Raw genomic sequence first — 25,253 nt, 5'->3', positions numbered from 1 at the left:
CAATAATTTTAATTTCTATTCATTAATTGTTGCTCAATAGAACTCCACAAGTTAATTCTTAGTTGTAATGCTTTTTTTGCAGTATCTAAAACTTCCTTCCACTTTTGTGCATCATTACCACATAATTCTTCAATCATTTTTAATGATAAAGGTCCGTGCTCGTCTCCATCCAATTCAATATGTCTCTTTAAATAATATGTTAAACTATCGTACGATTCACTATTTTCTAAAGATGCTTTCTCAATAATATTTATAAACATATCTGGAATTACATCTTCTCTACCAAAAGTAAATGCAGACGCAATTAGGTGGTTTTCATTTGTCTTTATAGTATCAAATGTAAAGTTTACAAACTCTTTTACCTCAGTAGGAACTTCTACCGTTTCTAATGCCTTTTCAATCGAAACATTAGACTTTATCTTTGTAATGAAATCATTAATTGCATTGGTGTCAGCACTTACTTCAGACATTGCAGTCAAATACATTTCAAAATGACTTTTAATCACACCATTAGCGTCGTAATCACTCTCTTCCGCAATTGTAATTTCATTAATAAAACGAGCCAATTCTGTGTTTTTTACTGGAACCCAAGGAATTGAAACGCAAGTTAAATTAATCTGTAAAGCTTTTAAAAGCGACATAAAATCCCAAACGGCAAAAACATGAAGCTCCATAAAAAGTTGAATATCTTCTAGCGTGTGTAACTTTTTATATAATGAATGGTTTTTCAATTCATTTCTTAAACCAGATAATTCTTTTTCAATATGTACAATATTACTGTTCATTATTCTTCTAAATGTTTGATATACGTTTCTAAATCTTTGTCTCCTCTACCAGATAAATTAACCACTACAACTTGGTCTTTCTTAAACTTTATTTTTGATAAAACAGCCAACGCATGTGCTGTTTCTAAAGCTGGAATAATTCCTTCTATCTTAGTTAATTCATAAGCTGCGGCTAAAGCCTCTTTGTCTGTTGCATTCATAAACTTGGCACGCTTAGTTTCATATAAAAAAGCATGCAAAGGTCCAACTCCTGGGTAATCTAAACCTGCAGATATAGAATAAGGCTCTACTATTTGGCCATATTCATCTTGCATTAAAATGGTTTTACTTCCATGAATAATTCCAACTTCACCTAACTGAGAAGTTGCAGCACTTTCACCAGAATCAACTCCTAAACCTGCCGCTTCAACAGCAATTAATTCTACATTTTCATCATCTAAATAATGATAAAAAGCTCCTGCAGCATTACTTCCTCCACCAACACAAGCAATAATTGTATCCGGATTTTCTTTTCCTGTTTTCTCCTTTAATTGCCATTTCATTTCTTCCGAAATTATAGCCTGTAATCTTGCAACCATATCTGGGTGTGGTGCAGGACCAACAACAGAACCTATTAAATAAAAAGTTTCTGGGTGCTGAATCCAATATCTTATTGCTTCATTTGTAGCGTCTTTTAAGGTTTTAGAACCGCTTGTAGCAGGAACTACCTTTGCTCCTAACATTTTCATTCTAGCAACGTTTGGTGCCTGACGAACAATGTCTTTTTCGCCCATGAAAACCGTGCATTCTAACCCCATTAAAGCACAAACGGTTGCAGTGGCAACACCGTGTTGTCCTGCTCCTGTTTCAGCAATAATCTTTGTTTTACCTAACTTCTTTGCTATTAAAATCTGACCAACCGTGTTGTTTACCTTATGAGCTCCTGTATGGTTTAAATCTTCTCTTTTTAAATAAATAGTAGCTCCGTATTTTTCTGATAGTCTTTTGGCTAAATACAAAGGTGTTGGTCTACCAACATAATCTTTAAGTAGTGATTTATACTCTGTCTGAAATTCTTCAGATTCGATAATTTGAATATAATTATCCGCTAATTCTTGTACATTTGGATGTAACAATTCGGGAATGAATGCGCCTCCAAATTGTCCATAATATCCATTTTTGTCTGGGTGAAATTTTGATTTCATATTTATATAATTCTGTCATTGCGAAAAACGAAGCAATCTCTTAATAAATAAGCAGATTACTTCACGCTGTTCGTAATAACGTTATTTTTAAACTTCTTTAATTCTTGTATTTTCTTTTTTCCTGGTTCACTTTCAAACTTACTATTCACATCCAAAGCATAAATTGGCAAACCTGAATTCATTATTTTTTGTACTTCTTCAATAGCTGACAATCCGATTCCTCCACTTAAAAAGAAAGGTTTATCAAAAGGATATTTTTCTAAAACAGTCCAATCAAATTTTGTTCCGTTCCCTCCTCTTTCCTTTCCTTTTGTATCGAACAAAAAGAAATCTACATGCTCTAAATAAGCCTTTAAATCATTAAAATTGAATTCATCTTTAATTCCGAAAACTTTAATAATTTCAACTTCGTTGTCAGAAATATAATGCTGATTCTTTTTCTTCTGTATCTGCTTATTTTCTTCAATAAATAAAGCCCTTCTTTCTGCTAACTGATTTTTTAAATCTCTCACATAATCAACAGACTCGTCACCATGTAATTGAATTGCATCTAAACTGTATTCCTCTACTAAAGAAATTACAATCTCTGGATATTCATTTACAAAAACTCCCATTTTTTTGATAGCTTTTGAAAGCTCTGGAATAATTCCTTCAAAATTTCGTTTTGACTTTTCATAGAAAATAAAACCCAAATAATCTGGCTGCAATGCTGCAACTTCTTGAATATTTTCTACATATTTCATTCCGCAGACTTTCAGTTTCATATTTATCTAATTTGACTTATGAATTCTTGACAAGCTTCTCCCGGATTTTCTGTTTTCATAAAATTTTCTCCAATTAAAAAACCTTGAAAACCAAACTCTTTTAATCCTGTTATTATTTTCGGGTCAGAAATCCCGCTTTCAGAAACTTTTATACAAGTATCCGGTATTTGGCCAGACAATTTTATAGAATTCTCTAAATCAACTTCAAAAGTGTTTAAATTTCTATTATTAATTCCGATAATCTTATTATCTAAATTATTAATCTTATCTAAATCCTGTTGCGTATGTATCTCATACAAAACCTCTAAACCTAAATCTGCCGCCAAGTTTCCGTAGTTTTTTAATTCTTCGGAAGTTAAACAAGAAGCAATTAATAAAATGACATCTGCTCCGATTGCTTTTGCTTCTACAATTTGAAAACCATCAACAATAAAATCTTTTCTTAAAATTGGTTTTTGTTGGTTGATGATTCTTGCCTCCATCAAATCTGCCATCGAACCTCCAAAAAAAGAAGTGTCTGTTAAAATTGATTGTGCAGCAACATTTGCATCTAAATATCCATTTGTAACCTCTGCAATAGTAGCTTTGTCGTTAATGATACCTTTGGAAGGTGATTGACGCTTAAACTCTGCAATAATACCTGTAGAACCAACTTCTAGTAAAGATTTTTTTAGTGAAAAAACTTCTCTTCCAAAATTCGGACTTTCAACTAATTTTTTGATAGGAACTTCTGCCTTTATCTTTGCTATTTCCTTCTTTTTAAACGCGATTATTTTATCTAGTATTGTCATTTCTTCTATATTATGTCATTGCGAGGAACCAAGCAATCTGTTCTTTTAATTTAAATACTCCTTTAGTCGTTCCTTTTTCGGAATAACGCCTTTTTATTTATTATTTATTCTTTTATTTCTATAACTCAAAAAAAAGTAGATTATAATTCCAACGATTAATCCAACAATAGAATATTTAATAATATTTCCTACTTGAACACCAATTGCTGCACCCATTAATAAAAATGCAGGAATAATTGAGATTAAATTATTTTTCTTTTTTGTCATCTTAAATATTTACTAGTTTTTCTAAAATTTGTTTTGCTTTCAATCCAAAAAGCGAATCTTTTGCTTCATTAAATGCAGTTTCAAAAGGCTTTGCTTCATTAACAATAGTTAACGCAAAAGCAGCGTTTGTTAATACCACATTGTTTTGTGCTTCTGTTCCGTTTCCTTCTAAAATAGATTTAAAAATCTTCGCTGCATCTGCAACAGAATTTCCTCCAAAAATTTCTGATTGTTGAATTCTTTTCTGTCCTAAATCTTCTGGATTTATAATTTGCTCTCCGTTCTTTGTAAAGAATTTGAATCCGCTTGTTAAAGAGATTTCATCATACCCATCTATGGCGTGAATAATTCCGTAATTAATATCTTCTTCTTGCAAAATATAATTATACAAACGTGCAACTTCCAAGTTAAAAGTCCCTAACATGTGATTTTTAGGTGAACTCGGGTTTACCAAAGGACCTAACATATTAAAGAACGTTTTTAATGCCAATGCTTTTCTTGTTGAACTTACAGCTTTCATTGCTGGATGAAATTTAGGAGCGTGCAAAAAGCAGATATTCGCTTTCTCTAAATGTTCTCTTAAAATAGTTTCATCATTCGTAAAATTGTATCCAAAACTTTCTAACATATCTGAAGAACCAGACTGAGAAGACACTGAATAATTACCATGTTTTGCTACTTTTTGTCCGGTGCCTGCAACAATAAAAGAAGTTAAAGTAGAGATATTAAAGGTATCTTTTCCATCGCCACCAGTTCCTACAATATCGATGGTATTATAATCTGATAAATCTATTTTTATAGCCAATTCCATTAACGCATCTCTAAAACCAGCAAGTTCATCTGCAGTAATTGGACGCATCATAAAAACGGTCATAAACGATGCTAAATGTGCGTCATTGTATTTCTCTGCAGCAATATCTTTTAAGATTTGTTTTGCTTCAGATTTAGACAATCTTTCGTGGTTATATAATTTGTTTAAAATTGCTTTCATAATTCTTACTTGTCATTGCTTCGTACCTTGCAATGACGTTTATTTATTCGCATTAATAAAGTTCCTAACCAATTGCTCACCAACATCTGTTAAAATAGATTCTGGATGAAATTGAACTGCAGAAATTGGAAATAATTTATGTTCAATTGCTTGAATTAAACCATCTTCATCTCTTGCAGTTACTTGTATTTCTTCAGGAAAACCTTCGTCTGTTGCTGCCCAAGAATGGTAACGTGCTGCTAAAAATGTTTCTGGAACCTCTTTAAAAATAATTGCGTTTTTATCTGTTACTTGCATTTCTGTAGCAACACCATGAAAAACATCTTCTAAATTGATTATTTTTCCTCCGAAAACTTCTGTAATTGCTTGTAAACCTAAGCAAACTCCAAAAATTGGTTTTATTCCTGCGTACGTTTTAATTACCTCTTTTAAGATTCCTGCTTCATCAGGAATTCCTGGTCCTGGAGATAACATAATCATATCATAGTTTCCTACATCTGCAATACTGATTTCATCGTTTCTAAAAACTGCAGGAAAATTTCCTGTAATTTTTTCTACCATGTGCACCAAATTGTAGGTAAAAGAATCGTAATTATCTAAAATTAATATTTTCATATTTTTTTCTAATTGTCATTGCAAAGCAAATTTTTCATTTGCTGTGGCAATCTGTTTTTTAATTAAGAGATTACTTCGTCGGAAAACTCCTCGTAATGACTTAATACTCACTTTTGCGTTAGGGATTGAAACGGCATACTTTTTTCTTTTTCGGAAAAAAGATATAGTGGAAAGCCCGCTCGAACGCCCTAAATATTCTCTGCTAAAATTAACGCTTTATTTAACGCTGCTAACTTATTATTTACTTCTTGTAATTCTTTCTCTTCGTCGGAATGAATTACGATTCCTGCGCCTGCTTGCGAATACAAAACGTTGTTTTTACTCACAAAAGAACGAATGGCGATCGCCAAATTCACAGAACCATCTAAACCGATAATGCCGACTGCGCCACCATAAAATCCGCGTGTTTGATTTTCATACTTATTAATCAACTCCATTGCCTTGTATTTTGGTGCGCCACTCAGCGTTCCGGCAGGAAAAGTATCTCCAACAATTTCAATCGGATTTCCTTTAATTTTTCCTCTAACCGTAGAGACCAAATGAATAACGTGGCTAAAATATTGCACCTCTTTAAATACCTCTACCGTAACTTTATCGGCATGTTTGCTCAAATCATTTCGCGCCAAATCTACCAACATTACGTGTTCTGCCGTTTCCTTTTTATCTTCGGATAGTTTCTTACCTAATTTAATATCTTCTGCTGTATCACCCGTTCTACGAAATGTACCTGCAATCGGATTAATAGTCGCTTTTCCGCCTGATATTTTAATCTGTGCTTCTGGTGAAGAACCCATTAATTTGAAAGATCCGTAATCGAAATAAAACAAGTATGGCGACGGATTTATAGAACGCAATGCTCTATACACATTGAATTCGTCTCCTTTAAATTTCTGTTGAAATTGGCGTGATAATACCAACTGAAAAACGTCTCCTCTTTTACAATGCGTTTTTGCTTGTCTTACATATTCTTTAAATTCTTCTCCTGTAACATTTGAAGTTTCTTCTCCTACAGTTTCAAACTTTTGTGTATTGAATGCTTGTGCATCTATAATTGTTTGGATTTCATGTATGCGAGATTCCGTTCCTTCTTCAATATTTTCTATCAGTGTCATTTCATCATTAAAATGATTGATGGCAATAATAAATCTATAAAAACTGTATTGCATTTCTGGAATTGCAGAAGGTGCTTTCTTGTTTGTAAATTTGATGTTTTCGAAATATTGAACAGCATCAAATGTCGAATATCCATACAAACCATTGAATGATTTTAATTCCGCAGGACACTCTAAAGCAATAGAACTTGTAAATTTATCGAATAACTGATAAAAGTTTTTATTGATGGGTTGTGCCTCAGTTTCTGTACCTTTATGAGTAACCGAAAACTGATAATCGTCCACTTTCATGGTAACAATTGGCTCTATAGCAATAAAAGAAAAACTCTCTTCTTTACTGTGATAATCTGAGCTTTCTAGCAACAAAGTATTTGCATATTTATCTCTAAAACGCAAGTACAAACCTACTGGTGTAACTGTATCCGCGATCTTCGTTTTATGAATTGTCTTAAATTGTAATTTTTTCATTTTACTTTTTGTCTGGTCGAGCGCAGTCGAGACTTATTTTAGAACCTCTCGACTGCGCTCGAGGGGACATTTGTCTATTCTTTTTTTACTTATGATGACCCAAAAAATCATCATAAAAAAAAAGGCTTATCGTGAGATAAGCCTTTTTTGGTATATTATATACATATAGGTTTAGTTCTCACTTATAAATTAAGAGAGCTCCACCACCAAGATATGTTTTGTGTATTTTTCATTGAGTTACAAAAATAAGGTAGATTTTTAAATTGAGCAACCTTTAATTTGAATTTATTTACTGAAATAACTTTTTTTTTAGAATATTATAGATTATTAGATAGAAAGTGATTTGTGCCGTTTGAGTGAAAAGAGTAACTTTATGAGTTATAAACTATATGTAATATATCAACAATGATGATATACTTGCATTCTACGTAAGCTAGAAAAAACCAGAACAAACTATGAACAATATAGATATTGAATATGATTACAGGTTAGATAGTAAATGTGGTGACCCTGATACTGATAGTCAAAAATTATATGAAATCCATAGTCTTTTATGGAATAAAGAAATTTCTAATAATAGTACTTTAGATTTAAGAATTTCAAGTAAAAATTATGGAAGATTAATACTAAAAACTAATTTGACTGACAATTTATCGAGCGATAGAATGTGCCCACATTTTGTTGGAAAATATAACGGAAAATTGGATGGTTGGTTGAGTGAATCTCAAAAAGAGAAATTTCAACAAAAAGTCAGAACAATTGGAGGACACATAGTTTTTCCTGCACATAGAAAAGATGGGTTTACGATTAATCAAGCAAGAGGAGTTAATCGTAAGATAAGTGACAGATTTGACTTAACTTTGGAATGTTTCAGAAGATATTATGTAAATGAGGAAAGCCCTTTGACAAGTACATTAAAACGATACTCTGATTTTTTTAAATTATTCGAAGACTTTAAAGGTTATATAGATTTTTTTATGCTTCAAGATTTTATAGGAAATAATGGAGAAATCAAATTCTCTTTGCCCTTTGACAACTTCAAACGTTCTGCTCTACCAGAAAATAAAAATGATTATGAGAGTTATATGGAAAGTACAATTGAGCTTATAGATAAACGAAATGAAAGAATTACAAATAGAGTAAATAAAGCCTGTGTAAAACACCGTATATAACTTATTACTAGCTCTAGCCTACTTACGAAAGTCCTCGTGGACTTTCGTAGTTGGTAATTATTTTCTCTAAATTAGAAAACAAGATTTGAAAAATATTCTATAATTTAACAACTACAATTTCCAACACCATATAAACTTAATTGCTGATTTTTAGCTTATTCATGAAAGTCTAAAAACAAAACTTTTGTCGATTGTGATTTATTTGCTTAAAACACACAACAAACCATACATACCAACCTAAAACAAACACTTTTATTAAGACCTCTTTTTAACCAAAACAAAAAAAAATCTCGCTTTCGCGAGATTTTAATATTTTAAAAAATTATTAAAAATTTACTTCCTTATAATTCGAACATTCATTTCTTCAACCTTTTTATCAGATAAAATAGAAGGCGCATTAAATAATAAATCTTCCGATGAACCTGTTTTAGGAAACGCCATTACTTCTCTAATAGAAGCTTTCTTTTCTAAAATCATCATTAAACGATCTATTCCCCAAGCAATTCCTCCGTGAGGTGGTGCTCCATATTGAAAAGCTTTATACATGGTTCCAACACTTTTCATCATTTCCTCTTTATTGTACCCCATATTTTTATAGGTTGCTTCTAAAATTTCTGATTTATGTGCACGAACAGAACCTCCACCAATTTCATAACCGTTTAAGATTAAATCGTATTGTTGCGCAATAATGGTTCCTATTTCTTCATCTTCTCCAGTCATATGCTTATCTAAATCGTAAATTGCTGGCATTGAAAAAGGGTTGTGTGTAAATGTCCATCTTCCTTCATCTGTTTTTTCAAACATCGGGAAATCTACCACCCAAGCAGGTCTTAATTCCTTCGGATTTATCAGCTTTAAAATGCGTCCCATTTCTTGACGAACTGCATCTAACGCCTTATTTGCAGTTGCATAATCTGCCGCAGAGAAAAATACGATATCACCTACTTTAGCTTCCGTAAATTTTATAATATTTTCAGCAATTTCTTCACCTAAAAACTTAATTATTGGCGATTGTAAATCGTTTTCATTTACAATAATATACGCCAAACCACCTAAACCATTTTGTTGTGCTATAGCCGTTAAGTTTTCAATTTGCCCTTTAGACATTCTTTTGTTTCCTTGTTCTTTCGCAGAAACTTTAATACATTTTACAATTCCACCTTCTTCAATTGGTTTGCTAAAAACTTGGAAAGTGGTATCCTTTACAATGTCTGTAATGTCTTGCATCTGCAAACCATAACGTAAATCTGGTCGATCGCAACCATATTTATCCATCGCATTTTTGTAGGTAATTACTTCAAACGGATATAAAATCCATTTTTTACCGTAAATTTTACGAACCACTTCATTAAACATTTTTGTGTTTAAATCTATAATTTGCTGCATACTTGCATATGCCATTTCTATATCTAATTGCGTAAATTCTGGCTGTCTGTCTCCACGAGAATCTTCATCTCTAAAACAACGTGCAATTTGGAAATATTTTTCAAAACCACCCACCATTAACATTTGTTTAAACTGTTGTGGTGCTTGTGGTAATGTATAAAACAAACCAGATTGTTTTCTTGTAGGCACAATAAACTCTCTTGCTCCTTCGTCTGTCCCTGCAGTTAAAATAGGGGTTTCAATTTCTAAAAATTCTTCTTCGTCTAAAATATCGCGTAGTAATTTAATTACTTTATGTCTGTTTACAATTGCTTTACGAACCTCGTCATTTCTATGGTCTAAAAACTTGTATTCAAAACGGACTTTCTCATTACTTTTTATCGCTCTTTTAATTTCAAAAGGCAGTGTTTTAGAAAGGTTTAAAATTTCTAAATCAGATGTTTCTAATTCTAACTTCCCTGTTCTTAATCCTGCATTATAATCGTCTTCATTACGTTGAACCACAATTCCTGTTACAGAAATCACAGATTCTGGTTTCAACTTCACCAACTCGTCTAGATTAGAAAATGATTCTCTACTTAAACGAACCTGAAAAATTTGAGTACTTGAATCTCTTAAATCGATAAACATCAATTCACCATGATCTCTAACACTAGAAACCCAACCAGATAAAGTAACTTTCTCATTAATTGATGCTTCTGTTAATTCAGATATTTTATGCGTTCTATATTCTTCTTTTATGATAATTGGAGTTTTCGGCAAAACTTCTTCTTCCATATTCACCTTTCGCTCTTCATCTTTTGCCTCCACTTGCTCACCTCCTACTTCACTCTTCACAGTTGCAACATCACCAGAAAGTTGTTTCAAAATGCCTTCTCGAATTACTTTTCCTGAAGCACCTTTACCAATAATTGCAATTACTTTTCCTACAAGAATACCTGCTTTTCCTTGGTTTCCGTTTTTAATATCAGTTGCAATTGCTTCATTTTCTAAAATTACTTTTGCGATTGCAGCAGTAATTTTTTCTTCTGAAATGGTGTTCTCATCAAAATACTTTTTATAATCGAATTTAACATCTTTTAAATACGATGTGATTCCATTCTGAACTAAAACAGATGTAATCTTATCTGCTTTAAACAACTGAAAAATTTCAATTAAATCATCAACTTGATGAATGTTTTCATATGCATCTGCGCCAATATTATTTACCAATGTTTTTGCAACAAAAGACGGATCTTGAATTGCTTCATTCATCGTCATAAATATTTTAGAGCGAATGGCATCCGCAGTAAAAAACTTTGCATCTTGTGGTAAAACTCCACCTTTTATTAAAACAGTTTCCACCGCATAAGGTAAAGCACTTGCATCAATTTTAATACTTGCAACTACCTCTTTTATAGAAACAAATGGTAAATCTGGTTCAGAAATAAAACGATAATCTGCTTCAAATTCCTTTGTACGCATGGTTTTGGTCTGCTTTAAATCTGCATCCCATAAAACCGTAGTTTGATCTGGTCTAAAATCTTTATGTTCTGTAAAGTAATTTAATTGCTTTTCAATTTCTTCATTTAAAGCTTCCACCATAAACTTAAACGAATTCAAGTTTTTAATTTCTGTTCTTGGGTTTAAAATGGTACTTCCTTTTTTTCTTAAGGAAACAGAAACATCAGACTTAAACTCTCCTTTTTCTAAATTTGCTTCAGAAATACCTAAATTCTGAACAATACGCTGAATATATTGTGCATATATAGATGCATCTTCAATATTACGAATACAAGGATCTGTAACAATTTCTATTAACGGAACCCCTGCTTTGTTAAAATCTACTAAAGAAATTTTCTTTTCGTGCATTAATTTTGCAGCGTCTTCTTCGATATGTGTTTGTGTTAAACTTACTTTAAATTCAGATCCGTCATTTCTATAACAAGAAACGCTACCATCTGGAATTACAGGATTGTGAAACTGTGTAATTTGTATATTCTTCGGATTATCTGGATATTCATAATGTTTACGATCCCAAGAAGTAACCTCGTTTGAAAATGTAGAGTTTACTGCTTTTCCAAAATAAATAGCTTTTGTAATAGCTTCTTTATTTATGGCTGGTAAAACCCCCATTTGCCCTGTGCAAACAGAACAAATATTTGTATTAGGAGCTTCTGTTTCTTCATTTGGGCAAGAACAAAATAATTTGGATTTAGTATTTAAACGAACATGCGTTTCTAAACCGATAATCAATTCTAAATCGTGAGCTTTTAAAGCTTCATTTAATTGCGCTTGTTCCATTATAAAATATCGTTTAAGAAGTTAGCAAATTGTAAAACTTCCGCATCTTTTTTCTTGTCTGCTGTAATTTGTAATCCTGTATTAGTTCCTTTAGGAATGGTTAACGTAGGTAACTCACCTAAACTAAAACCAACCGTGTAAGCATCTGATAAATACATAGCTAAAGGATCATTTAAGCTCTCGCCAATTTTTGGCGGATTTGCAGGCGTTACTGGAGATAAAACTATATCTACGGTTTCAAAATCTTCACTAAATCTTGCAGAAATCTGATTTCTTAAATTTTGTGCTTTTAAATAAATTTCATCAGAAAAACCTTGAGATAACACTTGGTTTCCACCAACAATCCTTCTTTTTGTTTCTTCGGAAAATTTTTCTGATCGTGTAATAGCATACGTATCTTTTAAATTCGCTCCTTCTACTCTATCACCATAATTTGTACCGTCTAAACGCGATAAATTAGAAGCAGTTTCTGCCATTGCCAAGGTGTAATACGTAGAAACTAATACATCAGCATTAAAGAAATCTAATGCTTTCACTTTAATTCCTTTGGCTTTTATTTTTTCTAAAGTTGATAAGAAATCGGCTTTAATTTCTTTGCTTATTGCATCGCTTTCAATAAAATTGGTATAATATCCAACCGTTTTAATTGTTGAATTTAAATCTTCAGAAATAACATCAGAAGCATAACTAGTTTGGTCTCTTACATCTTTTCCGCTCATCACATTTAAAACAATTCTTATGTCTTCAATAGATTTTGCAATAGGCCCAACACAATCTGTAGAAGATGCGTACGCCATTAATCCGTATCTAGAAATTCTACCATACGTTGGTTTAAATCCGTATACTTTATTGTAACCTGCGGGTTGGCGAATAGAACCTCCTGTATCTCCACCAATTGAAAAAACGGTAAAGTCTTTTGCAACATTTACTGCAGAACCTCCACTAGAACCTCCACCAACTAAAGTTGGATCAATCGCATTTTTAACGGCTCCAAATATGGTGTTTTCAGAAGAAGAACCATGTCCGAAAGCATCACAATTTTCTTTTACTAGAGGAATTGCACCTGCATCTAACAATTTCTGAATAGAAGTTGCTGTATATGCAGCTTTGTATTTCTTTAACAAGTCTGAACTTGCTGTTGTGTAGGTTCCTTGCAACATATACACATCTTTAATTCCGAAAGGAACACCTTCTAACAAACCTATTTCTTCGCCATTTTTTATTTTAGCATCTACTTTTTTAGCCAATGCTAAAGCAGTTTCTTCTAATAAAGAATTTACAGTATTATGCGTATTTTGTTTTAATAAGTCCAACTTTTCTTGCACCAAACTTGTGCAAGTAATTTCTTTAGACATCAATTGTTGATGTATTTTTTTTATCTGCGACTCCATATTAATCTTCTATCACTTTAGCAACCACTAAAAATCCGTTTTTTTCTCTTGGAAAGTTTTCTCTAATAATTTCTTTTTCTAAGGAAGCACTTTCAATAACTACATCTTCTCTTAAATCACTTAAAAACACTACATTATTATGAACCGTATGTGTAGCATTATTATTCTGATTTGCATTTTTAATTACATCAAATAATTTATTCACCGATTCCGATGGTTTTGCTCCTTTAATACTAGACAAAATGTCTACCGTCATTATTTTACTCATGTCTTTAATTTTAGATTCAAAAAAAAGCCTTCCAAATTTTTGGAAGGCTTTATATATTTTTAAACAACAACCTTCCGTTCTATAAATTAGAATTATTGAAATTACGATTGTTATTATTAATTGTCATATTATTTTCTATACGCACAAATATATGCAGAAAATATGGTACAAAAACCTCTTTTTTATAATTTTATAGTGCTGTTGAAGTATCTCTAAAATATTGATATTTAATTAGTGATATTGTAAAATATACAAGTCTATTTATAAAAAAACTACTTATTAACTTTTAAGTCTAAATAAATACAAAGATAAAATTAGGGTATTTTACTACTTTTATTTAAAACACTTATTTTCTTAAAGGAATTGCAATATTGGGATAATCTGTAATAATTCCATCAACACCCATTTTTAATAAATTAACCATGTCTTCTTTTTTATTTACCGTCCACGGAATAACTTTCATATTTTTATCTTGAATCGTTTTCACCTCTTCTTTATTCAATAAAATAAAGTACGGACTGTAAATTTTTGGTACAAAACTTAACATTTTTAGATTCGTTTCAAAATCATTTTGATACGTTAAAAATGCCAAAGTAAACTCTGGATCTGTTTTATGAATATATTCTAAAACTCTAGGATCGAAACTTTGCACTGTTATTCTTTCTAAAGGTAATTTTGATTCTTTTAACTGCTCAATTACAAGATTAGAGAATTCAGCGACGGAAGGTTGATATCCTTTTTCTTCATCTGTTGGTGTACTTTTAATTTCTACATTATACCGAATTTCACTATTTTTAGCTTCAGCAAAAGTAATTACTTCAGATAATAATGGTTTGTAAGCAACTTCTTTTTTCTGCTCTAAAAACTTAGGGTTTCCAATAGAACCAACATCGTAACTTTTTATTTTTTTGTATTTATTTTTATACATATTAAAAGCCAAAGCAGTTTCTTTAGTAATCTTCTTTCCTACGGCATCTAAAGTAACCTCTTCATTTAACCAAGGTTCATGAGAAACTACCACCTTGTTATCTTTACTAATTACAACATCTAATTCTAGTGTATTTACACCTAAATCTAACGCCTTCTTAAAAGCTTGAATTGTATTTTCTGGTGATAAACCTCTTGCTCCTCTATGACCTTGTAAATCAAAATCGAACTTTTGTTCTTTCTCTAAAATAATAGCATCAATAAAAGTTACAGTTTCATCATATACACTTTTCCAATCATTAGATCTTAAATCGCACCCAATTACATGGTTTCCTGCTTCTGGAAATGCCTTTTTAGTTTTTTTATCAATAGAAGTTCCTAAACCATTGTACATTTTTAAAATAGCAGAAACAGAAACTACTTGATCTTGTTCTTTTTCATTCTTATAATAGTAACCTACAAAAACCGGAATCTTAACTTTCGAAAAAGTTTCCGAAGTCATGTTACTTATTAACATTTTAACTAAAGCTTCATAGCCGTTAATATGATAAGAAGTTGACCAGTATTTCGCTTCCTCTTCTGGTCTATTCTGTTTCATAATTTCACTACCATTACTTTTTATAAATCTGGCTTTACCTTCTGGTGTTAGAATTGCTGCAAATGCAGGGTTTTTAAGTCCTATAAATGGCGAATACATAATTAAACCTGCAATAGTAGTATCTTCTGAAGCTAACTTTAAACTTAAAGTTCCGCCTGTAGAAGTACTTACTAAAATTACTTTCTCTCCAATAGTTTTTCCTATTTCTAAAGCTTCTTTTGCAGAGGCAATATAATTTTCTGGTGTCAAATTCACGAAGTTGTCATCTCTATCTAAACCATGTTCTTTTAAACGAGACATATAAACATTGGCATTGTATTTTTCTGAAAGTAGACTCATTACTGGTTCACCTTCTCTACTGCTTGCGCCAAAACCATGCAAGTATACAAATGCAATTGGAGCTTTTTTTTCCTTGTATTCTTTAGACCAAATTATTTTGGCTTCATTTCCTAATTTCATTCCCGCTACATTAATTTCTTTCTTATGAATACTATTTTTAATTGTAGCTAAACTTACAACTTCTTGCCCTTTTACAATAGTAATAAATAGCATTAATAAAAGAAATGTAATACTCAATTTTTTCATTGTTTTTCTATTTAAAAAAGAATACTATCTATTTTTTTTTAGATAGTATTCCTATTATAATTATTAGATATAAAATTTCACTTTTAATTGCGCTCCAAAAAACCTTGGTGCTCCAGCTATAAATGTCGGAATTCCAAAAGCCCCACCTGTATTACCAGCATCTATAATATATTGCTTGTTTAAAGCATTATTCATATAAAACCCAAGTTCATACGTTTTGTTTATAGTAAGACCTACTCTATAATTTAAAATACCATAACCATCTTGTGAAATGTTAGGTAAATTTGTTTCTTCAAAAAATACTTTAGACTTATGGGTGTATGTTGGTCTAAAAAAGAACTCTAAATTTTCGTTTATTTTTGGGTTGATGTTAAACCCGATAGAAAATGAATGCTTAGGAGTCAATCTAAATGTATTTCCCGCTAGTACTTGCTCATTTCCATTAGAATCTTTATCATCAAAAGAAGCGTCGATGTACCCATAATTTGCGAAAAAACTACTGCTTTTTGTAAAAGCATATTGCGCAGCTGCTTCAAAACCAAATGAACTTGCGTTTCCGCTATCTTCTGGCGTAGACACTAATTTTCCATTTTCAAACTTAGTAATTGTTGTTTGAAAATTAGAATACGCATACATATAAGCATTCATATCAAACTGTAATCTATTGTTTAAAAACAGCGATTTTGCTCCGATTTCGTAAGACAATACCGTTTCGTCTGACAAGATGTTCGTTTCTGTTGCTGTAACACTAATAACGTTTGGTCTTCTTCCTCTAGCTGCTGTACCGAATAAAGTAATATTATTATTTATATCATAATTTACTGCAAAACGCCCCACTGCTGATAAGAAACTTTCACTCGCTTCTATTTTTTCTCCGTTTGTAGTCGCAAATAATATATTGGGATAATTGCCTGTTAAATACCCTAAATTCGAGGGAGTTGCAGCATCTTCTACTTGATAGGCTGCATTAATATCTTCCCAAGTAGCTCTTAAACCTACCGTAAATGATAATTTATCTGTAACATCATAAGAAGCGTCAGCAAAAATATCTCCAGAATAATTTTTACCAAAATTAGTATTCCTTTCTTTATTATAAGAACTTAAAGGAGCGCCTGCTATTGCACCAAAAGCAGCAGGATCATTAGGTATATTTGGCAATAAAGTTGGTATTCCATTTAAAACGAAAGCAGCAGGATTTAAGATTAACATTGCAAAACTTCTTTCATCCAATTCCCAGGGCACTTCTTGCGAACCATCTTCATAGAAGAAATTGGCTCCGAAAAAACCTCTAAATTTATCATCAGTATCAAAATTAAATCTAACTTCTTGGCTAAATTGTTTTCCTTTTGATATTTCATGAAAAAATAAAGCCGGAGCAACCGTTCCATCTGCATCAAAAGCCTCATCAGAATTAAATTTTCTATACGCAGTTGTAGAAGTTACGTCCCAAATATCATTTAACTCATGTTTTAAAATACCAGTAACACCCCAAACAGTTCTATCTAAACCTAATTCTTCTCCTCTTTCTAGATCTGCAAAAGTATTCGGGTTTGTATCTCCTCCTAAAGGAGCATACGTTCCACTTTTAAAAGAGGTTCCTGGAGGTGTATCTTTTTGCCAGTTTGCAATAAGATCTAAAGTTGTATCATCATTTATTAAATATTTAAAAGAAGTTCTAAACGCAGCAGTTTCTTTTCCGTTTAAATCTCCTCCAGAAAGATTTTTTATAAAACCATCTCTTTTATTATAGATCGCAGCCGCTCTAAAAAATAATTTATCTTCTACTACAGGAGCATTAAAGTAACCGGTAGTTAAAATCTGATTGTAATTACCATAACCAACTTTTACAGCACCAGATGTTTCGTTTTTTGCTTTATTTTGAATGATGTGCATCGCACCAATTTGTGCTCCTCTACCAAATAATGTTCCTTGTGGTCCTTTTAAAACTTCTATACGTTCTATGTCGTACAGTTCTACTACAGAACCTCTCGACTTACTTATAGAAACACCATCTTGAAAAATTGACACTCTTGGTTCTACCCTAGAATCTCCACTATCACTTGTAATCCCTCTAATAACAATACCAGGATTATTTACACTTTGAATTTGCACTTGAAAACCAGGTACGTATTCTGACAAAGCATCATATTCAAAAGTTCCTTGGTTTTCGATAAACTCGGTTCCGTAAGATGTGATTGCAATAGGAACATCTTTATTCTTTTGCTCTCTTTTTTGAGATGTTATAACAACACCTTCTAGCATATATGAACTTTCTTTTAATATGAAATTCTGAATCGTTTCTGAATTATTTACAACTACTTTTTTAGAAACTGTATTGTACCCTAAATATGATACTTCTACTGTGTAAGAATTATTTGCTATTTTTTTTAATATAAATTCTCCCTTCTCATTAGAAGTTGTTCCAATAGATAAACTTTTTATATGAACATTTGCACCCATTATAGGTTGGCCTTGTTCTGTTATTATTACCCCTTTCAATACGCCTGTATTTTGACTATTAACTGTGGTAATACTAAATAATGTTAAAAAAGTAAGTAAAAATTTAAAATACATTTTTTTCAGTTTATGATTAAATTCGAACACAAATTTATCCTTGTATTACTAAACTTCAGTTAACTTAAAATCATACAAAAGTTACCTTTCTAATACTAAAAAACGTTATTTTACATATAATTTACGAAACAATAACACCACAGCTTTATCAACTAATTTTTATCTATTTTAAATATTCAAACATTGTAGCTACTTATTTTTGGCCACATTTTTCAATTTAACTTATTTATTACTATACAATCTCTTTACAACTTAAAAAATGCCTTAACAACACCTTAAAAGGACAAATTATTATATTTTAGAATTTGAAAATAAAAGTTTTAAGCTACTTTTAATTATCTCTAAGCTCTATCTGAAATAAAAAACATTAAAATTAATTTTAAAAGTATTTTTAAGACTTTTAAGACACTTTTACAAAATCATTAAATATTTATATTTTCAAGCTAAAATCATTAAAAAGCTTTTAAATGGTCTTAAAAAAACGTAAATTTGAGTTTATTAAATTTGTTTTTTTTATAGACGAATTTTATCAACCTAAAAACTAATAATTCACTTTATATAATGAGCGAAGAAAAAAAAACATACAGTTATGATGCTTCCAGTATTCAAGCACTGGAAGGAATGGAGCACGTTAGAATGCGTCCTTCAATGTACATTGGAGACGTTGGTGTACGTGGTTTACATCATTTAGTATATGAAGTTGTCGATAACTCTATTGATGAAGCAATGGGTGGTTATTGTGATACAATAGATGTTACAATAAATGAAGACAACTCTGTTACTACTAAAGATAACGGACGTGGAATTCCTGTAGGAATACACGAAAAAGAAGGCGTTTCTGCTTTACAAGTAGTAATGACTAAGATTGGTGCTGGTGGTAAATTTGATAAAGATTCTTATAAAGTTTCTGGTGGTTTACACGGTGTTGGTGTAAGTTGTGTAAACGCACTTTCAGACCTTTTAGTAGCAACCGTTCACAAAGAAGGAAAAGTTTGGCAACAAGAATACTCTAAAGGAAAAGCATTATATCCAGTAAAAACAATTGGAGAAAGCGATTTTACAGGTACAATTGTAACTTTTTTACCAGACAAAACAATATTTAAGCAAACTACAGAATTCAATTACGATACCTTGGCAACTCGTATGCGTGAATTGTCTTTTTTGAATAAAGGAATTACAATTACTTTAACAGACAAACGTAGCACTGATGATGAAGGAAATTTTATTTCTGAAGTTTTTCATAGTGATGAAGGTTTACCAGAATTTATTAAATACCTAGATTCTACTCGCGAGCAATTAACGTCGCAAGTAATTTCTATGGAAGGTGAAAAAAACGGAATTCCTGTTGAAGTTGCCATGGTGTATAATACTTCGTATGCAGAAAACTTACATTCGTATGTAAACAACATTAACACACACGAAGGAGGAACACATTTATCTGGTTTTAGAAGAGGTTTAACACATACCTTAAAAAAATATGCAGATGAATCTGGATTGCTGAAAAATGTAAAATTCGAAATTGCTGGTGATGATTTCCGTGAAGGATTAACAGCCATTATTTCTGTAAAAGTACAAGAACCACAATTTGAAGGGCAAACCAAAACAAAGTTAGGAAACAGAGAGGTTTCTGCTGCAGTATCGCAAGCAGTATCAGAAATGTTAACAGACTATTTAGAAGAAAACCCTAACGATGCTAAAATAATTGTTCAAAAAGTAATTTTAGCCGCAACCGCAAGACACGCTGCACGTAAAGCCAGAGAAATGGTGCAACGTAAAACAGTAATGTCTATTGGTGGTTTGCCTGGGAAATTATCAGATTGTTCAGAAACTGATCCAGCACAATGTGAAATTTTCTTAGTTGAGGGAGATTCGGCAGGTGGAACAGCAAAACAAGGTAGAGATCGTAACTTTCAAGCAATTCTTCCACTACGTGGTAAAATATTGAATGTTGAAAAAGCAATGCAACATAAAGTTTTTGAAAACGAAGAGATCAAAAACATGTTTACAGCTTTAGGTGTTTCTATCGGTACAGAAGAAGACCCAAGAGCCTTAAACTTATCTAAAGTAAGATATCATAAAGTAGTTATTATGTGTGATGCCGATGTAGATGGATCGCATATTGCTACCTTAATATTAACCTTCTTTTTTAGATACATGAAAGAAATGGTAGAGCAAGGTTATATTTACATTGCAACACCACCTTTATATTTAGTAAAAAAAGGACAAAAAAGAGAATATGCTTGGGATGATGACCAACGTGATGTTATTGCAAAAAACATGGGAGGCTCTGTAACTATTCAACGTTATAAAGGTCTTGGTGAGATGAACGCAGAACAACTTTGGGACACTACAATGAATCCTGAATTTAGAACTTTACGTAAAGTTGTAATCGATAGTCCTGCAGAAGCAGATAGAGTTTTTTCTATGCTAATGGGAGACGAAGTACCACCACGTAGAGAGTTTATAGAAAAGAATGCGAAATATGCAAAAATTGATGTTTAGATTTTAAACACAAAAAAATAGTAATAAAAACCCTAGCTCTAAGTTAGGGTTTTTTAATACCTAGAGGTAGGTATTTTTCTCTTTTATTAAGGAAAAACAGATTCCTTTAACAGGTATTTTAACATAATTTTATATATTGCCACCATAATAGCTAACCACTAATTAAATTTCTCTAAAATGAAAAAATCAATTATATTTTTTTTAGGTGTTTTCGCCTTAACATTCAACACAAAAGCACAAGATGGTTTTGAAGGATACCTATTAGCAAACGATAACGATCGAGGTAAATTAATTAATGCCTATATTAGTCCTGCCATGAAAGGTTTAATTTATGGTATGAATAACGGTTGGTATCACACAGCAAAAGTTCATAAACCTTTTGGGTTCGATATTTCAATTGGTTTAAATGCATCATTAGTGCCAGAGGAAGATGAAATGTTTACATTATCTGGTTTATCCTCCATAAATACAGGAAGTATCACAGCGGCAACTGTTGCAGGTTCTGAAGATATAACTCCATCTACAGTGGTTAATTATAATGATCCAGATAATCCTCTTATAAACTATAACACAACTTTTGATGCTCCTGGAGGAGTCAAAGAAAGCTTGCCACTAAGTGCAGTTCCAACCCCAGCAGTTCAATTAAATGTAGGTTTACCTGCCAAGTTTGAAGTAAGCTTAAGATTCGTGCCAAAAGTTGGTTCTGATGATGTAAAAGGGGATTTATTTGGTATTGGATTAAAAAAAGAAATTACAGATTGGTTTGGTCCAATAGGAAAAACACCATTACACGTATCTTTACTTGCAGCCTATACAACGATGAATGTTGATTATAACATTACAGACAATGGAGATGTAGATGTTACCAATGGTCTTGCGGAATTTAAATTAAACTCATATACGGTTCAAGCAATTGCTTCTTTAAACTTTCCTATCATCAATTTATATGGAGGTGTAGGATACGGTTCTGGAAATTCAACTCTTAAAATGTTAGGGAAGTATGAATTAAATTATGCTGGTCAAAAAAGAGAGGTAAACGACCCGATAAACTCAAAGTTTGATGCTAGCGGATTTAGATCTACTATTGGTGCAAGACTAAGTTTAGGGTTTTTCAAAATTTTTGGAAGCTACACTTTACAAGAATATAATACTGCTAATTTAGGTATAGCAATTAGTATTAGATAATACTATTTAAAATACAACAAAAAAAAGACATCTCGTTTAGATGTCTTTTTTTTGCTTTAAATTAACGAATACCTTGTCTAAAAATTCGTATTTTAGCGAAGAATATATTCAACATAATTAAAAAATAAAAATATGAAAGTTACAGTTGTTGGTGCAGGTGCAGTAGGTGCTAGTTGTGCAGAATACATTGCTATTAAAGATTTTGCTTCTGAAGTTGTTATTTTAGACATTAAAGAAGGTTTTGCAGAAGGGAAAGCAATGGACTTAATGCAAACTGCTTCTTTAAATGGTTTTGATACTAAAATCACTGGAAGTACAAACGATTATTCTAAAACTGCAAATTCTGACATTTGTGTAATTACATCTGGAATTCCTAGAAAACCAGGAATGACTCGTGAAGAATTAATTGGAATTAATGCTGGAATTGTAAAAATGGTATCTGCTAGTTTAATCGAGCATTCTCCTAATACAATTATCATTGTGGTTTCTAATCCTATGGATACAATGACCTATTTAGTTCATAAAACTACAGGAATTCCAAAAAATAGAATTATAGGAATGGGTGGAGCTTTAGATTCTGCACGTTTTAAATATAGATTAGCAGAAGCTTTAGGTGCGCCTATTTCTGATGTTGACGGAATGGTAATTGGTGGGCATTCAGATAAAGGAATGGTTCCTTTAACAAGATTAGCAACAAGAAACTCTATTCCTGTTTCAGAATTTATTTCTGAAGAAAGATTAGCGCAGGTAATGCAAGACACTAAAGTTGGTGGTGCAACCTTAACTGGTTTATTAGGTACTTCTGCTTGGTATGCTCCTGGAGCTGCAGTTTCTGGTATGGTACAAGCAATTGCTTGTGATACTAAAAAAATATTCCCTTGTTCTACTTTATTAGAAGGTGAATATGGTTTGAACGATTTATGTATTGGAGTTCCTGTTGTTTTAGGTAAAAACGGAATTGAGAAAATTGTAGAAATTAATTTAAGTGATGCTGAAAAAGCACATTTACAAGAATCTGCTGAAGGCGTTACTAAAACAAACGGTTTATTAGAATTATAGAAAAAGTATTTAGTTTTTAAATATTAGTACATCATAAAATCCAACTCTTTTGAGTTGGATTTTTTTTGTTAAACATTTTCAAACATACCTAAGCAATTCTAGGACTCAATACGTATTTTTGCTACTTAATTGCTAAAAATTGAAGAAACAAACACACACCCTTTTAAAAAATATTTTTGGTTACGAAAACTTTCGTCCGTTACAAGAAGAAATCATCAACCGAACAATAGACGGAAAAGATAGTTTTGTACTGATGCCAACTGGTGGTGGGAAATCGATGTGTTTCCAAATTCCTGCATTGGTTTTTGATGGAATTACACTTGTAGTTTCTCCGCTTATTTCATTAATGAAAGACCAAGTACAAGCTTTAAAATCAAACGGAATAAAAGCAGCTTTTTTTAACAGCTCTATATCTCCTCAAGAAGAAAACGAAGTAATTAATAGCGCTATTAATGGCGACTTACAATTATTGTATTTATCGCCAGAAAAATTGATATCGGTTCGTAACACTTGGTTAAAAGCACTAAATATAAAATTAGTTGCTATTGACGAAGCACATTGTGTAAGTATGTGGGGGCATGATTTTAGACCTGAATATACCCAATTAAAAGTATTTAGAAATTCGCTTCCAAATGTGCCTTTTATGGCATTAACTGCAACTGCAGACAAATCTGCTAGAAAAGATATTGAGCAACAATTAGGTTTAACAAACTCAAAATTATTTATTTCTTCTTTTGACCGAAAAAACCTAAGCATAGAAGTACGAGGGCAAGTCCAAAAAAAGAAAAAGCTACAAGAAATTGTCTCTTTTATAAAACGAAGAAAAAACGAAAGCGGTATTATTTATTGTTTGAGTAGAAAAAACACAGAAGAAGTAGCCAGTTATCTTAAAGAAGATGGGCATTCCGTAGCATTTTATCACGCCGGAATGAATCACGAAGAAAGAGAAAGAACTCAGACCGATTTTATAAATGACGATACCAAAATAATTGTTGCCACCATTGCTTTCGGAATGGGGATTGATAAATCGAATGTGCGTTTTGTAATTCATTATAACTTACCTAAAAACCTCGAAGGCTATTACCAAGAAATAGGAAGAGCAGGAAGAGATGGATTACCATCAGAAACCATGTTGTACTACAATATGAGAGATTTTGTGCTGTATAGTCAATTTGCAGATAATGGTGCCAATACAGGGATGCAAAAGGAGAAGTTAAACAGAATGCTTCAATTTGCAGAAGCTAAATCTTGTAGGAGAAAAATATTATTATCTTATTTTGGAGAACATCTTACAGAGAACTGTGGCAATTGTGATGTTTGCGAAAATCCGCCAAAAGATTTTGAAGGCACTATTCTAACTCAAAAAGCACTTTCTGGAATTGTAAGAATGGGCGAAAAAGATGGAATAACAATGCTTATAAATGTCTTAAGAGGAAGCAATAACGCAGACATTCATACAAAACAGTATTTCACTCTAAAAACATATGGAATAGGAAAGGATATTTCATTCTTCGACTGGCGAGATTATGTGATTCAAATGGCAAACCAAGGATTGATTGAAATAATGTATAGCGAAAATTCTGCTTTAAAAATAACTCCAATCGGTTGGGAGGTTTTAAAAGGAGAAAAAACAATACGATTAACAACTCCTTTAACCGCTGACGATAAAAAGAAGGAACCAAAAACAGTAAAAACAGCAATTGGAAGCGAGACAAATAAAGATTTATTTACAGCGCTTAAAAAATTAAGATACTCCATTTCAAAGGAAGAGAAGATGCCAGCTTACATCATTTTTAATGACAAAACATTAAAATTAATGGCAAGTGAACTTCCTGTAACCGAAAATGAATTTCTAGCGATTTCCGGAGTTGGAATGAACAAAATGGAAAAATATGGCGAAGAATTCATGACTGTTATTCGCAAATTTAAAGGAGCAAGTAAACCTAAAAAAACAACTACAATACAAGAAACTTTTAACTTGTATAAAGAAGGATTTAATCCGACAGAAATTGCAGAAAAAAGAAGTTTATCAATTACCACTATTTTCTCACATTTATCTCAATTATACTCGGAAGGAAAAGAAGTAGTATTAGAAAAATATGTTACCAAAGAAGTTCTAGATAAAGTAAGAATTGCTTTTAATAAATTGGATCGAAAAATCGAACTGAAACCAATTTACGAGAAACTAAACGAAGAAGTTTCTTATGGAGAAATAAGACTGAGTATTACTCTTATTTTAAAAAATGAATAGCATCACTTCATACATGCCTTAATCAAAATTTTATTTAGAACTATACACATAAAAATTGAAACCTCACAGGTTATAAAAATCTGTGAGGTTTCCTT

Annotated in this window: 18 protein-coding genes; 5 read left to right on the top strand and 13 right to left on the bottom strand. The window is 31.8% G+C overall.

What is annotated here, in order from left to right; genetic code table 11:
• Nucleotides 1–8: 8 nt before the first annotated feature.
• The 8 genes from CW731_RS14505 to CW731_RS14475 all read right to left on the bottom strand — a co-directional run bounded on the left by CW731_RS14505 (nt 9) and on the right by CW731_RS14475 (nt 6,977).
• Nucleotides 9–785 (bottom strand): DUF3050 domain-containing protein, encoded by a 777-nt coding sequence (locus tag CW731_RS14505; protein WP_100947402.1) that lies wholly within the window; start codon nt 783–785, stop codon nt 9–11.
• The gene (trpB, locus tag CW731_RS14500; protein ID WP_100947401.1) at nt 785–1,969 is read right to left on the bottom strand and encodes a tryptophan synthase subunit beta; all 1,185 of its coding nucleotides are present in this window, start codon (nt 1,967–1,969) and stop codon (nt 785–787) included. The genes CW731_RS14505 and trpB overlap by 1 nt, the downstream gene beginning before the upstream one ends.
• A 56-nt stretch (nt 1,970–2,025) precedes the next feature.
• Nucleotides 2,026–2,733 (bottom strand): phosphoribosylanthranilate isomerase, encoded by a 708-nt coding sequence (locus CW731_RS14495; protein ID WP_100947400.1) that lies wholly within the window; start codon nt 2,731–2,733, stop codon nt 2,026–2,028.
• Nucleotides 2,734–2,735: 2 nt separating this feature from the next.
• The gene (trpC, locus tag CW731_RS14490) at nt 2,736–3,524 is read right to left on the bottom strand and encodes an indole-3-glycerol phosphate synthase TrpC (protein ID WP_100947399.1); all 789 of its coding nucleotides are present in this window, start codon (nt 3,522–3,524) and stop codon (nt 2,736–2,738) included.
• Nucleotides 3,525–3,617: 93 nt separating this feature from the next.
• Nucleotides 3,618–3,791, bottom strand: coding sequence for a hypothetical protein (locus CW731_RS15700; RefSeq protein ID WP_198519827.1), 174 nt, complete (start codon nt 3,789–3,791; stop codon nt 3,618–3,620).
• Between the two features lies 1 nt (nt 3,792).
• Entirely contained in the window at nt 3,793–4,782 is a 990-nt protein-coding gene (gene trpD, locus CW731_RS14485) for an anthranilate phosphoribosyltransferase (RefSeq protein ID WP_100947398.1), read from the bottom strand.
• 39 nt (nt 4,783–4,821) lie between these two features.
• On the bottom strand, nt 4,822–5,397 hold the full coding sequence (locus tag CW731_RS14480) for an aminodeoxychorismate/anthranilate synthase component II (RefSeq protein WP_100947397.1): 576 nt from the start codon (nt 5,395–5,397) through the stop codon (nt 4,822–4,824).
• A gap of 188 nt (nt 5,398–5,585) precedes the next feature.
• Nucleotides 5,586–6,977, bottom strand: coding sequence for an anthranilate synthase component I family protein (locus tag CW731_RS14475; protein WP_100947396.1), 1,392 nt, complete (start codon nt 6,975–6,977; stop codon nt 5,586–5,588).
• A 455-nt stretch (nt 6,978–7,432) separates the two neighbouring features.
• Between CW731_RS14475 and CW731_RS14470 the strand changes: the two genes are divergently transcribed.
• The gene (locus CW731_RS14470) at nt 7,433–8,149 is read left to right on the top strand and encodes a hypothetical protein (protein ID WP_100947395.1); all 717 of its coding nucleotides are present in this window, start codon (nt 7,433–7,435) and stop codon (nt 8,147–8,149) included.
• Between the two features lie 333 nt (nt 8,150–8,482).
• Here CW731_RS14470 and gatB/aspS read toward each other — a convergent pair whose 3' ends face one another.
• From gatB/aspS to CW731_RS14445, 5 genes are all read right to left on the bottom strand, one after another.
• Entirely contained in the window at nt 8,483–11,818 is a 3,336-nt protein-coding gene (gatB/aspS, locus tag CW731_RS14465) for a bifunctional amidotransferase subunit GatB/aspartate--tRNA ligase AspS (protein ID WP_100947394.1), read from the bottom strand.
• A complete protein-coding gene (locus CW731_RS14460; RefSeq protein WP_100947393.1) occupies nt 11,818–13,209 on the bottom strand; it encodes an amidase family protein in 1,392 nt (463 codons plus the stop codon). The genes gatB/aspS and CW731_RS14460 overlap by 1 nt, the downstream gene beginning before the upstream one ends.
• Before the next feature lies 1 nt (nt 13,210).
• Nucleotides 13,211–13,477 (bottom strand): hypothetical protein, encoded by a 267-nt coding sequence (locus tag CW731_RS14455; protein WP_198519826.1) that lies wholly within the window; start codon nt 13,475–13,477, stop codon nt 13,211–13,213.
• Nucleotides 13,478–13,823: 346 nt separating this feature from the next.
• Nucleotides 13,824–15,587 carry a glycerophosphodiester phosphodiesterase family protein gene (locus CW731_RS15860; RefSeq protein WP_232734684.1) on the bottom strand — a complete coding sequence of 588 codons (1,764 nt, stop codon included), beginning with the start codon at nt 15,585–15,587 and terminating at the stop codon, nt 13,824–13,826.
• A gap of 63 nt (nt 15,588–15,650) precedes the next feature.
• On the bottom strand, nt 15,651–18,161 hold the full coding sequence (locus CW731_RS14445) for a TonB-dependent receptor (protein ID WP_232734683.1): 2,511 nt from the start codon (nt 18,159–18,161) through the stop codon (nt 15,651–15,653).
• 561 nt (nt 18,162–18,722) lie between these two features.
• Between CW731_RS14445 and gyrB the strand changes: the two genes are divergently transcribed.
• The 4 genes from gyrB (at nt 18,723) to recQ (ending at nt 25,158) form a co-directional block, all read left to right on the top strand.
• Entirely contained in the window at nt 18,723–20,663 is a 1,941-nt protein-coding gene (gene gyrB, locus CW731_RS14440) for a DNA topoisomerase (ATP-hydrolyzing) subunit B (protein WP_100947391.1), read from the top strand.
• 177 nt (nt 20,664–20,840) lie between these two features.
• Nucleotides 20,841–21,848, top strand: a complete 1,008-nt coding sequence (locus CW731_RS14435) for a DUF6588 family protein (protein ID WP_100947390.1) — start codon at nt 20,841–20,843, stop codon at nt 21,846–21,848.
• Nucleotides 21,849–21,980: 132 nt separating this feature from the next.
• Nucleotides 21,981–22,907, top strand: a complete 927-nt coding sequence (gene mdh, locus CW731_RS14430) for a malate dehydrogenase (protein WP_100947389.1) — start codon at nt 21,981–21,983, stop codon at nt 22,905–22,907.
• 139 nt (nt 22,908–23,046) lie between these two features.
• Nucleotides 23,047–25,158: a DNA helicase RecQ gene (recQ, locus tag CW731_RS14425; RefSeq protein ID WP_100947388.1), complete on the top strand. Its 2,112-nt coding sequence runs from the start codon at nt 23,047–23,049 to the stop codon at nt 25,156–25,158.
• Nucleotides 25,159–25,253: the final 95 nt, after the last annotated feature.

It is taken from the genome of Polaribacter sp. ALD11 (assembly GCF_002831685.1).
Taxonomy (GTDB): Bacteria; Bacteroidota; Bacteroidia; order Flavobacteriales; family Flavobacteriaceae; genus Polaribacter.
This window is presented reverse-complemented; position numbering and strand designations above follow the sequence as displayed.

Coding starts and splice junctions, on each gene's coding strand:
- CW731_RS14505 (WP_100947402.1), bottom strand. CDS start 785: ATGAACAGTAATATTGTACATATTGAAAAAGAATTATCTGGTTTAAGA.
- trpB (WP_100947401.1), bottom strand. CDS start 1,969: ATGAAATCAAAATTTCACCCAGACAAAAATGGATATTATGGACAATTT.
- CW731_RS14495 (WP_100947400.1), bottom strand. CDS start 2,733: ATGAAACTGAAAGTCTGCGGAATGAAATATGTAGAAAATATTCAAGAA.
- trpC (WP_100947399.1), bottom strand. CDS start 3,524: ATGACAATACTAGATAAAATAATCGCGTTTAAAAAGAAGGAAATAGCA.
- CW731_RS15700 (WP_198519827.1), bottom strand. CDS start 3,791: ATGACAAAAAAGAAAAATAATTTAATCTCAATTATTCCTGCATTTTTA.
- trpD (WP_100947398.1), bottom strand. CDS start 4,782: ATGAAAGCAATTTTAAACAAATTATATAACCACGAAAGATTGTCTAAA.
- CW731_RS14480 (WP_100947397.1), bottom strand. CDS start 5,397: ATGAAAATATTAATTTTAGATAATTACGATTCTTTTACCTACAATTTG.
- CW731_RS14475 (WP_100947396.1), bottom strand. CDS start 6,977: ATGAAAAAATTACAATTTAAGACAATTCATAAAACGAAGATCGCGGAT.
- CW731_RS14470 (WP_100947395.1), top strand. CDS start 7,433: ATGAACAATATAGATATTGAATATGATTACAGGTTAGATAGTAAATGT.
- gatB/aspS (WP_100947394.1), bottom strand. CDS start 11,818: ATGGAACAAGCGCAATTAAATGAAGCTTTAAAAGCTCACGATTTAGAA.
- CW731_RS14460 (WP_100947393.1), bottom strand. CDS start 13,209: ATGGAGTCGCAGATAAAAAAAATACATCAACAATTGATGTCTAAAGAA.
- CW731_RS14455 (WP_198519826.1), bottom strand. CDS start 13,477: ATGAGTAAAATAATGACGGTAGACATTTTGTCTAGTATTAAAGGAGCA.
- CW731_RS15860 (WP_232734684.1), bottom strand. CDS start 15,587: ATGAAAAAATTGAGTATTACATTTCTTTTATTAATGCTATTTATTACT.
- CW731_RS14445 (WP_232734683.1), bottom strand. CDS start 18,161: ATGTATTTTAAATTTTTACTTACTTTTTTAACATTATTTAGTATTACC.
- gyrB (WP_100947391.1), top strand. CDS start 18,723: ATGAGCGAAGAAAAAAAAACATACAGTTATGATGCTTCCAGTATTCAA.
- CW731_RS14435 (WP_100947390.1), top strand. CDS start 20,841: ATGAAAAAATCAATTATATTTTTTTTAGGTGTTTTCGCCTTAACATTC.
- mdh (WP_100947389.1), top strand. CDS start 21,981: ATGAAAGTTACAGTTGTTGGTGCAGGTGCAGTAGGTGCTAGTTGTGCA.